The organism is Yersinia sp. LJYL362 (assembly GCF_048323875.1).
On record NZ_JBLWEX010000055.1, the window covers coordinates 1 to 9,181 of the forward strand.

The following is a 9,181-nucleotide window of genomic DNA, read 5'->3' on the forward strand; positions in this document are numbered from 1 at the left end:
AGGGACATATCTTGCCCCTTATTTTCTTTTACTCTTACAGCCAGCTAATCAGGCAATAATGTTTTTTACCGCGGCGCAATAAGGTATAGCGGCCAAATAGACGATCGGCATCCGTGAAAGCGTATTCCGGATCAGATTGCTTCTCACCATTAATCGCCACCGCATTCGAGCTAATCATGGTCCGGGCCTGGCCACGAGAAGGCACCAACTCCGCGTTGACCAACGCTTGCTGCAAATCGGCATCACGAGTCAGTTCAATGGTCGGCATACCGTCTTGCGCCAGTTGAGCAAAGTCAGCTTCTGTCATGTCGTTTAAATCACCGGAGAACAAGCTGGCAGTGATACGTTTAGCTGCCGCCAAACCTTCTTCGCCATGCACCATACCGGTGACATTTTCGGCTAGCACGTACTGGGCGCGTGGTGCTTTCCCACTATTTTTATCTTCTTCTTCCAGTGCATTAATCTCTTCCAAACTCATGAAAGTAAAGAATTTCAGGAAGCGATAAACGTCAGCATCTGCGGTATTGATCCAGAATTGATAGAATTTGTAAGGGCTGGTTTTCTTCGGATCAAGCCACACCGCGCCGCCTTCGGTTTTACCGAATTTGGTGCCATCTGCTTTGGTAATCAGTGGCACAGTCAGGCCATAAACTTGCTGCTGATGGAGACGGCGGGTCAAATCGATACCTGAGGTAATATTACCCCATTGGTCAGAACCCCCAATTTGCAGCGCCACACCGTGCGCTTTATTCAGGCAAGCAAAATCATAAGCTTGCAGCAAGTTGTAGGAAAACTCAGTAAATGAAATACCGCTGTCATCACGATTCAAGCGCTGCTTGACGGCTTCTTTGTTGATCATCTGATTAACAGAGAAGTGCTTGCCGATATCACGCAGGAAAGTCAGCACATTCATGCCGCCAAACCAATCGTAGTTGTTAGCCGCAATAGCACTATTCTCACCGCAATCAAAATCCAGGAAAGGCGAAACCTGCCGACGAATTTTCTCCACCCACTCGTTCACGGTATCTTCGGTATTCAGCTTACGCTCGCTGGCTTTGAAACTTGGGTCACCTATCATACCGGTAGCCCCCCCAACTAAAGCAACCGGGCGATGCCCTGCCAGTTGGAAGCGCTTTAGGCACAACAACGGAACCAGATGACCCAAATGCAAGCTGTCTGCGGTAGGATCAAAACCGCAATACAGTGAAATTGGCCCTTGCGCCAGTCTCTCTGCTAACGCGTCTTCATCCGTAACCTGGGCAACGAGGCCCCGCTCTTGCAATTGTTTAATCAGGTTGCTGCTGGTCATCAACGACTCCATTGTTTTTCACAAAATTGTTTTTACAAAAATTTGTCTTTTACGAGGTAAAGCGGCTTTATACCTTAAATAATTCGAGTTGCAGGAAGGCGACAATTGAGCAAATCCCCAGGAGCTTACTCAAGTAAGTGACTGGGGTGAACGAAAGCAGTCAACGCGCATGCAGCTTGAAGTATGACGGGTATAGAATAAAGCGCCCGCCCGATGAGCGCTAGGATTTCATCACTCTCACGGCGCTAAACGGTCAATTTTCCAGGCAACTGCATCCCGTTGATAGATAAATCGGTCATGCAGGCGGTGTTCGCCTCCCTGCCAGAACTCGACGGAATCGAATTTAACCCGGAATCCGCCCCAGAAACTGGGCAGTGGCACATCACCTTGTTGGAATTTTTGCTTGAGTTCCAGGAATTTGCTTTCTAGCACACCACGGGCAGAAATCCGCGAAGATTGCTGGGATACCCAAGCACCAATCTGACTATCTTTGGGGCGAGAAGTGAAATATTTCATCACTTCGAGGGTGGAAAGGCGCTCGGCTGTGCCAAGGAATATGACTTGCCTATCTAGCATATGCCAAGGGAATAATAAGCTGATATGCGGGTTTTCAGCTAATTGTTGCGCTTTGCGACTGCCTAAGTTGGTATAGAACACCAACCCCTGCTCGTCATAATGTTTTAGCAATACAATCCGCTGATAAGGCTGGCCGTGGGCATCGACTGTTGCCACACACATTGCCGTCGGATCAGGTAAGCGCGCATCACAGGCCTGTTTTAACCAGCGCTCAAACAATTCCAATGGATTTTCGGTTAAGTCGCTGCGGCGTAGGCCGCCACGAATATATTCACGGCGCAAGTCTGCAACATCAAATTCATTATTGTCAGTCATATAAGTTCGGTATCGCACAGGAAAGCAGTGATTGTCATTTTGCCCTCACAGCGGCAGAATCACAATCACCCTGAGCCGACAATAGCCTGATTACTTGATCAAAGTATTTATTTTATCAACATACAGTCATTGATAATGACTTTTTCGTTACGCTCAACAAAAGCGGTATTTCCTTTCGACCAAAAAGTATAGTGACCGTCACTGTATTTAGCACCTGATGCCGCGGGGACTTGTGGCAAGGTCAATTGTTCTCCGTCTAACACCAAGTTGACCTTATCTTGCTTATTATCCTGCATGACTTTCAACTTAGTGGTGCCACATTGATAGTGTAAGGTTTCACTCTTCGGTTGCACCAAACTGCATCCGGCCAGCATGAATACTGCCGCCGCACCAAGTACTGCTGTCGCTCCAAATAAAGATTTCATTGTGCCGTCCTTTATTGCGTGAATAAGCCACCATAATCTATGGCAGCTTAGCACCGTCATCGTGACGATACAGGATAGACTGCTCCTAAAATGGTCTCACAGCTGGCGCCGGTCACTGAGGGCAAATTACCCGATTTACCGGACAAGGTTCGAAAAGCCAACCAGGCGAAGGCCAGCGCCTCCATATCATCGCCACTGACCCCAAATTTATCAGTGATACAGACTTCAGTGCCGGGTAGCAGGGCTGACATCCGCGACATCACTAATGGGTTTCGCGCCCCACCACCGCACACCAGCAGGCGCTCACAGCCGCCGGCCAACTGAACTTGCTCAGCAATAGAGAGTGCGGTTAACTCCGCTAATGTCGCCTGGACATCTTCGGGTTGACTGCCGGGAACTTTCGCCAATTGTTTATCCAGCCATCCGGCATTGAAATACTCGCGACCGGTGCTTTTCGGTGCTGGTTTCGCAAAATAGAGGTCACTGTACATCAGTTCCAACAATGGCTGATTAACCTTGCCCGATAGTGCCCAGGCAGCATCCTTATCATAAGGTAGCGAACAATTTCGCCAAATCCAGGCATCCATCAGCATATTCCCCGGCCCGGTATCAAAACCGCGCACCGGCAAATCAGGTAATAGCATCGACAAGTTCGCGATACCGCCGATATTCAACACCATACGCCGCTCCCTGGCATCGGCTAATAAAGCATGGTGGAAGGCTGGAACCAGCGGAGCCCCCTGCCCACCATACGCCATATCCCGGCGGCGAAAATCCCCAACAGTGGCAATTTTCGTCATGGCAGCAATACGATTATTATCACCTAATTGCAGAGTAAAGGCCGGTTCACCCAGGGGCTCATGCCATACCGTCTGCCCGTGGCAGCCAATTGCCGTGATGTCCTGTGCTGTCCGCCCCGCTTTGGCCAGCAGTGCCAGCACGGCTTCAGCAAAGAGTATCCCTAATTGCGCATCAAGTTTGCCCACGGCAGATAACGTGGTTGACTGCCCTTGGCACATGCCGAGAATGTCTTTTTTTAACTGGAGCGGCATCGGGTGGCAGTAACTGACCTCTTGAGCCACCATGCGCTCATCAATGGCGGCCAGAACAACATCGATGCCATCCAGACTGGTTCCCGACATCACCCCAATATAACGGCCTGATTTCATAGCAATGACCTTATTTCCCATTGTGACCCAAATAGCAACGAGACTTCACGCAAGTCTCGTCAGAATAATAAAATTAACACCATGAAAAGATATACTTTTTTAAGTGTATACCGCCATAGGGGCATGTCTTAAAGAATGATATTTATTTGCAAGAAGTATCACATAAAAGTCACTAATACTGACAGTATGAGTTATGGCAGCGATATTTCTCACTTTAAGAAAGTTAAACTACCGTTTAATATTGGTTGAAGTACAAACCGCTAAGCTGCGGTCTTATTAGTGTTATCAAAAAATAAAGCACACAGTCAAAAATACGGTAAGTAGTGAAATAAATATTTGAGTAAGCCATACTTTATGCAAATACTAGGCCGTTATTGGACTGGATTTGGATATACCAGTCATACTGAACCGTAATACGGTTATGCATTTTAATAGGAGTTTTTATGATCAAGCCATTAATCGCCGTTGCTATTGCTGCGGTTACTCTGACCGGTTGTGCCAACAACAGCACCTTGTCTGGTGACGTTTTTAGCGCTTCACAAGCCAGGCAAGTACAAACGGTTACTTACGGTACCTTGCTTTCCGTACGGCCGGTGACCATTCAAGGCGGCGATGACAACAATGTTATGGGCGCAATCGGTGGTGCTGTACTGGGTGGTTTCCTCGGGAATACTGTCGGTGGCGGTACAGGCCGTAGCCTGGCGACAGCCGCTGGTGCGGTTGCTGGTGGTATGGCAGGACAAGGTGTTCAAGGTGCAATGAACCGTACTGACGGCGTGCAACTTGAAGTGCGTAAAGATGATGGCACCACTATTTTGGTGGTTCAGAAACAAGGTCCAACCCGCTTTAGCGTAGGCCAGCGCGTGATGCTTGCCAGCAGTGGCAGTACAGTGACTGTTAGCCCGCGCTAATCGCCTCTCTGTAATATATTTTATGATGTAACCCGTAAAGCCAGAGATCATTGCGATCTCTGGCTTATTTTTACTGCTAAAAAATTTTCTTTCTGCTGTGAATTGAGTCTTAAAACTTTATTTTACTTTACTTTGTAATTGAATAATATTTCTCTCAAGCTTATCAACCAAACCAGATAAAAACTCAATCTCATCTGGTGAAATTCCCTCAAGAATTTCTTTACGGGTGGAACATATGACACAATCAACCTCCTCTATTATCGGTTCAGACTGTTCCGTCAGTTTTATCCTCTTTGCACGCCGATCATTTACACAAGTATGGCGTGTGATTAGACCTTTCTCCTCCAGTTGATCTAAGGTTCTAACCAATGATGGTTGTTCGATACCAATCGCTTTTGCCAGTTGAATCTGGGATTGTTCAGGTGGTAAACGATTAATGTTATGCAAGGTAACCCAATGCGTTTGGGTCAGCTCCAACGGCTTCAACCGGTGGTCGATTAGCGCGCGCCAAACGCGAACTAATCGTGCTAAATCAGATCCTAATGTCGATCCTAATGTCGATCCTAATGTCGATCCTAATGTCGATTCCAATTGCTCCTCCTTTTATTTAGCGTGCTAGCATAACTACCAGAGTCCAGTCTATTTTGGGTAATTAACATTAAAAACACAAATGTATATATACCGTCGATGCTAGGACAATAGCAATAAATACGGGGAATCCTTTAGCAAAAATGATGTATTTACTAAAATTACCTCTTAAGGATTAACCTTATGTATGTATCTATATTATCCACAAACGCACCCTTGTCAGACTTGGTTTTAGGTGCCTCTATCTATTTCCCGCCGATGTTTAAGGCGGTTATGCTAGGTTTGGTGTTATGGCTATTGATCCATCATATGCTGCGGAATTGGATCTACTCTGGTGACATCTGGCATCCAATATTAATGGATCTGTCCATTTTTGTCATTGCAGTCAGTGTTTCTTTGTGGATATTAGCCAGTTGGTAAATTGATATGAATCATCAGTCTCTTAAATACTTCTCTTCTGTCATCGTATTCGCCCTCGCACTCTGCGCTGGTTGGTGGATGTGGAATTATTATATGCAATCCCCCTGAACTCGCGATGGCAAAGTTCGGGCGGAGTTGGTCAGCATCACGCCAGAAGTCTCTGGCCAGTTGGTTAAAATATTAGTCCATGATAACCAATTGGTAAGCTCAGGTAGCCTATTATTTGTGATTGACCCGCAACCCTATCAGCTGGCTCTGGATAATGCTCAGGCAGCCCTTGAACGCGCACAGGCTGAACTGGCTAAAGCCAATCATGAGGCCGAACGTCGCCGAAACTTACCTAAAAACATCATTTCTGGTGAGGATCTGGATATTGCCAATTTAAGTGCAAACAGCATGAGAGCAGCGTATCAAGGCGCATTGGCAAACCTCGAACAAGCAAAATGGAATCTCAGTAAAACGCGTATTTATGCCCCTGCTAACGGCTATATTACCAATTTACAGACTCGGGTCGGCAACTACGCCACCACCGGGGTTCCATTAGTTGCGCTAATAGATACTGATTCATTTTACGTCATGGGCTATTTCGAAGAGACCAAGCTGAGACACATTAGAGAAGGTAATGAGGCCAAGATTGTTTTGTATAATGGCAACATTCCTTTACGGGGAGTGGTGGAAAGTATTGGGCGCGCAATTTACGACCAGAGTGTCGATAGCAGCGGTAATTTGTTGATTGATGTAAAACCTAACGTGCCATGGGTGCGCTTGGCACAACGTGTCCCGGTAAGGATTAAATTGCTGGATGTTCCCTCGGATGTCACATTGATTGCCGGTACCACCTGTACCATTTCACTGGCGGATTAAAGATGCGCCTGACTTTCCCCTCGTGGCAACAGACCCCTTGGGGTAAGGCGAATGCAGGCCAGTGGCGTTATGCACTGCGTAATTCGCTGGCAATGTGTTTATCGCTGTGGATTGCCTTTGCCCTGAATTTAGACGAGCCCTATTGGGCACTGACCTCTGCGGCAGTCGTCAGTTTCCCAACGGTTGGCGGTGTTATCAGCAAAAGGTTACGATTGCGGCATTTTTGCTGGTTATATTTGCACGTTAATCACTGGCTGGCCCAATTGGATAAGGAACCGCACAGCGGCATGCTGTTGCCCCCTGCCGTGACCTCACTCGCTCGCCACACCGATATCTATGAGGCCGCTTATAATGGCCTGAGAACCTTTGTTTGCATTATTATCGGTTGTGCCTTCTGGATAAATACGCAATGGAGTTCCGGCGCTGCCGCGTTATCATTGGCAGCGGTCAGTTGCGTGCTCTACTCTGCCACTCCGTCGCCAACTGACAGCATTGCCACACTCTTGAAAGCCATTATTCTGCTCTCCATTAGCTGTTTTATTCTGAAATTTGGCGTGATGGTGCAGATTGATGATTTTTGGCAATTTGCCGTGGTGCTATTTCCCATTTTAATCACCATGCAAATGATGAAACTCCAGCATCCAACTTATGCTTCTCTATGGGGGCAATTGATTGTTTTTATGGGATCATTTCTGAGCGTGACCAATCCCCCGAGCTATGATTATCAAGAGTTTCTCAATGATAATATTGGCAAATTAGTTGGCGTGATGTTGGCCGGTGTTGCATTTCAAGTGCTGCGCCCCAGCTCAGATAAACGCAAGAGTCGGCGCATTATTCGCCTGCTACGACGTGATTTTATCGATCAACTCAGCGCTCATCCACAACAGAGCCAGAACCAATTTGAATCATTAATCTATCACCGCATCAATCAACTCAATCTTAGCAAAGATCAATCTGCGCGCCTGTGGCTGCTGCGTTGGGGGATGGTGCTGCTCAATTGCAGCCATGTGGTCTGGCAGTTACGTGATTGGCAGACCACTTCTGCGCCGTTATCTGCCGTGCGGGATGTGTGTATTCATTGTCTGAAAGGCTGTATGACTGAGAAAGGTGTTCAGCCAAGTTCACTACACGCGACGTTACAGGAGTTGCAGCGTATGAGTACTATTTTAGGGCAATATCCGGATGCGACTGGCCGAGAGCTGGCGGGGCTCATCTGGCGATTGTATTGCTCGCTAACGCAGCTCCAGCTGGCAATACCCAGTGAGGAAACTCAAGTTGCGCCAGCCTGAGGCCCACTGGCGCAAAAGATAGATTTAAGGCACGTCATAACCCAATGCAGCACGGCGAATACGGAACCACTGCTGGCGAGTCATGGTGAGGGAAAGCGATGCCCAGGCAGCTTTAACGCGCTCTATTTTGCCGGAGCCAATAATCGGTAAGGGTGCCGATGGCAAACGTAGAACCCAGGCATAAACCACTTGCTCGATACTTTCAGCCCCCATTTCATCCGCTATTGCCTGTAGCTCATTACGCAATGTCTGAAATTCAGGGTCAGTAAACACCCGACCACCGCCCAAACAAGACCATGCCATGGGCTTAATACGTAACTGCTGGCAAGCATCCAGCGTCCCATCCACAATGGCGGGTTGGTGCAACGGTGAAATCTCAACCTGATTTGTGACCAATGAGAATGGCAAGCATGACTGCAATAAACTGAATTGCGCAGGCGAAAAGTTTGAAACACCAAAATGTTTTACCTTGCCGCTTTTATGTAATTGAGTGAATGCTTCAGCAACTTCATCTGCATCCATCAATGGGTCTGGGCGATGGATCAGCAATAAATCAAGATAATCTGTATGTAGATGAGTTAAGGATTGTTCTGCACTTTCAATGATGTGGGAACGATCAGTAATATAATGCCCCAAAGTATGTTCTGGCTTGGCCGTGGTGGCAATACCACATTTACTGACCAACTCCAATTGGCTGCGTAAGGAAGGCTTAAGGCGCAATGCCTGGCCAAATGCCTGTTCGCATTGATAGCCGCCATAAATATCAGCGTGATCAACGGTAGTGATTCCCAATTCAATATGTTGCTCGATAAAAGCCAACAACTGTTGCGGGGTCATCTCCCATTCCATCAGCCGCCAATAACCGCAAATCATACGAGAAAACTCAGGCCCAAGCGGAGCCAGTTGGCTACGTGTATCCATTATTTGCTACCTCATTTGTTTATCTGCACTCAGCATACACAACCGGCAGAAAGGTTAAATCCTCCCTGAGTAATGAATTGGGGCTGAGCCGCGAAATCGCCATAATCGCTAAACGATAAGGTAAAATAATGTTGAATCAGAATAATGAAGGTTGTTCTGGTAGCGGATCATCCAGCTGTTTGTTAGCACGCTGCAAGCGTAACAGCCGCTGGCGACATAACCGCAGGACATCTCGCTTTTGCGGGTCACTCATTTTCATCCAATTATAGCGCTCATCCCGGCTACGCATACACCCACGGCAAAAGCCACGGTCATCTGTTTGACAGATACCACGGCATGGGCTGGGGATGTCAAAAAACTCAAGTTGCTGAGCCAAATCGCCTCTCCTGCTGCT

Annotated in this window: 10 protein-coding genes and 1 pseudogene; 4 read left to right on the forward strand and 7 right to left on the reverse strand. The window is 47.4% G+C overall.

Going from position 1 to position 9,181, the window contains the following annotated elements; genetic code table 11:
* Positions 1–34: 34 nt before the first annotated feature.
* The 4 genes from tyrS to anmK form a co-directional block, all read right to left on the reverse strand.
* Positions 35–1,309 carry a tyrosine--tRNA ligase gene (gene tyrS / locus ACNSO8_RS02265; protein ID WP_013649859.1) on the reverse strand — a complete coding sequence of 425 codons (1,275 nt, stop codon included), beginning with the start codon at positions 1,307–1,309 and terminating at the stop codon, positions 35–37.
* A gap of 237 nt (positions 1,310–1,546) precedes the next feature.
* Positions 1,547–2,200 (reverse strand): pyridoxamine 5'-phosphate oxidase, encoded by a 654-nt coding sequence (gene pdxH / locus ACNSO8_RS02270; RefSeq protein ID WP_418393689.1) that lies wholly within the window; start codon positions 2,198–2,200, stop codon positions 1,547–1,549.
* A gap of 107 nt (positions 2,201–2,307) precedes the next feature.
* Entirely contained in the window at positions 2,308–2,625 is a 318-nt protein-coding gene (locus ACNSO8_RS02275; protein WP_418393690.1) for an MliC family protein, read from the reverse strand.
* Positions 2,626–2,681: 56 nt separating this feature from the next.
* Positions 2,682–3,794 carry an anhydro-N-acetylmuramic acid kinase gene (gene anmK, locus ACNSO8_RS02280; RefSeq protein ID WP_418393691.1) on the reverse strand — a complete coding sequence of 371 codons (1,113 nt, stop codon included), beginning with the start codon at positions 3,792–3,794 and terminating at the stop codon, positions 2,682–2,684.
* Positions 3,795–4,237: 443 nt separating this feature from the next.
* Here anmK and ACNSO8_RS02285 point away from each other — a divergent pair, with 443 nt between their 5' ends.
* On the forward strand, positions 4,238–4,705 hold the full coding sequence (locus ACNSO8_RS02285) for a glycine zipper 2TM domain-containing protein (RefSeq protein ID WP_418393692.1): 468 nt from the start codon (positions 4,238–4,240) through the stop codon (positions 4,703–4,705).
* 117 nt (positions 4,706–4,822) lie between these two features.
* On the opposite strand, the gene slyA is transcribed toward ACNSO8_RS02285, so the two are convergent.
* The gene (gene slyA / locus ACNSO8_RS02290) at positions 4,823–5,296 is read right to left on the reverse strand and encodes a transcriptional regulator SlyA (protein ID WP_418393693.1); all 474 of its coding nucleotides are present in this window, start codon (positions 5,294–5,296) and stop codon (positions 4,823–4,825) included.
* A 180-nt stretch (positions 5,297–5,476) separates the two neighbouring features.
* Here slyA and ACNSO8_RS02295 point away from each other — a divergent pair, with 180 nt between their 5' ends.
* The 3 genes and pseudogenes from ACNSO8_RS02295 to ACNSO8_RS02305 all read left to right on the forward strand — a co-directional run bounded on the left by ACNSO8_RS02295 (position 5,477) and on the right by ACNSO8_RS02305 (position 7,866).
* Positions 5,477–5,713 carry a DUF1656 domain-containing protein gene (locus tag ACNSO8_RS02295; RefSeq protein WP_050078524.1) on the forward strand — a complete coding sequence of 79 codons (237 nt, stop codon included), beginning with the start codon at positions 5,477–5,479 and terminating at the stop codon, positions 5,711–5,713.
* A 6-nt stretch (positions 5,714–5,719) separates the two neighbouring features.
* A pseudogene (locus ACNSO8_RS02300) lies at positions 5,720–6,577 on the forward strand (efflux RND transporter periplasmic adaptor subunit).
* Positions 6,578–6,579: 2 nt separating this feature from the next.
* Entirely contained in the window at positions 6,580–7,866 is a 1,287-nt protein-coding gene (locus ACNSO8_RS02305; RefSeq protein ID WP_418393694.1) for an FUSC family protein, read from the forward strand.
* Positions 7,867–7,890: 24 nt separating this feature from the next.
* Here ACNSO8_RS02305 and ACNSO8_RS02310 read toward each other — a convergent pair whose 3' ends face one another.
* Positions 7,891–8,787 (reverse strand): aldo/keto reductase, encoded by an 897-nt coding sequence (locus ACNSO8_RS02310; protein WP_418393695.1) that lies wholly within the window; start codon positions 8,785–8,787, stop codon positions 7,891–7,893.
* Positions 8,788–8,923: 136 nt separating this feature from the next.
* Entirely contained in the window at positions 8,924–9,163 is a 240-nt protein-coding gene (locus tag ACNSO8_RS02315; RefSeq protein ID WP_418393696.1) for a DUF1289 domain-containing protein, read from the reverse strand.
* Between the last annotated feature and the right edge of the window lie 18 nt (positions 9,164–9,181).

What these genes read in the sequence shown, in the direction of transcription:
- tyrS (WP_013649859.1), bottom strand. Translation starts at nt 1,309, where the DNA reads ATGACCAGCAGCAACCTGATTAAACAATTGCAAGAGCGGGGCCTCGTT.
- pdxH (WP_418393689.1), bottom strand. Translation starts at nt 2,200, where the DNA reads ATGACTGACAATAATGAATTTGATGTTGCAGACTTGCGCCGTGAATAT.
- ACNSO8_RS02275 (WP_418393690.1), bottom strand. Translation starts at nt 2,625, where the DNA reads ATGAAATCTTTATTTGGAGCGACAGCAGTACTTGGTGCGGCGGCAGTA.
- anmK (WP_418393691.1), bottom strand. Translation starts at nt 3,794, where the DNA reads ATGAAATCAGGCCGTTATATTGGGGTGATGTCGGGAACCAGTCTGGAT.
- ACNSO8_RS02285 (WP_418393692.1), top strand. Translation starts at nt 4,238, where the DNA reads ATGATCAAGCCATTAATCGCCGTTGCTATTGCTGCGGTTACTCTGACC.
- ACNSO8_RS02295 (WP_050078524.1), top strand. Translation starts at nt 5,477, where the DNA reads ATGTATGTATCTATATTATCCACAAACGCACCCTTGTCAGACTTGGTT.
- ACNSO8_RS02305 (WP_418393694.1), top strand. Translation starts at nt 6,580, where the DNA reads ATGCGCCTGACTTTCCCCTCGTGGCAACAGACCCCTTGGGGTAAGGCG.
- ACNSO8_RS02310 (WP_418393695.1), bottom strand. Translation starts at nt 8,787, where the DNA reads ATGGATACACGTAGCCAACTGGCTCCGCTTGGGCCTGAGTTTTCTCGT.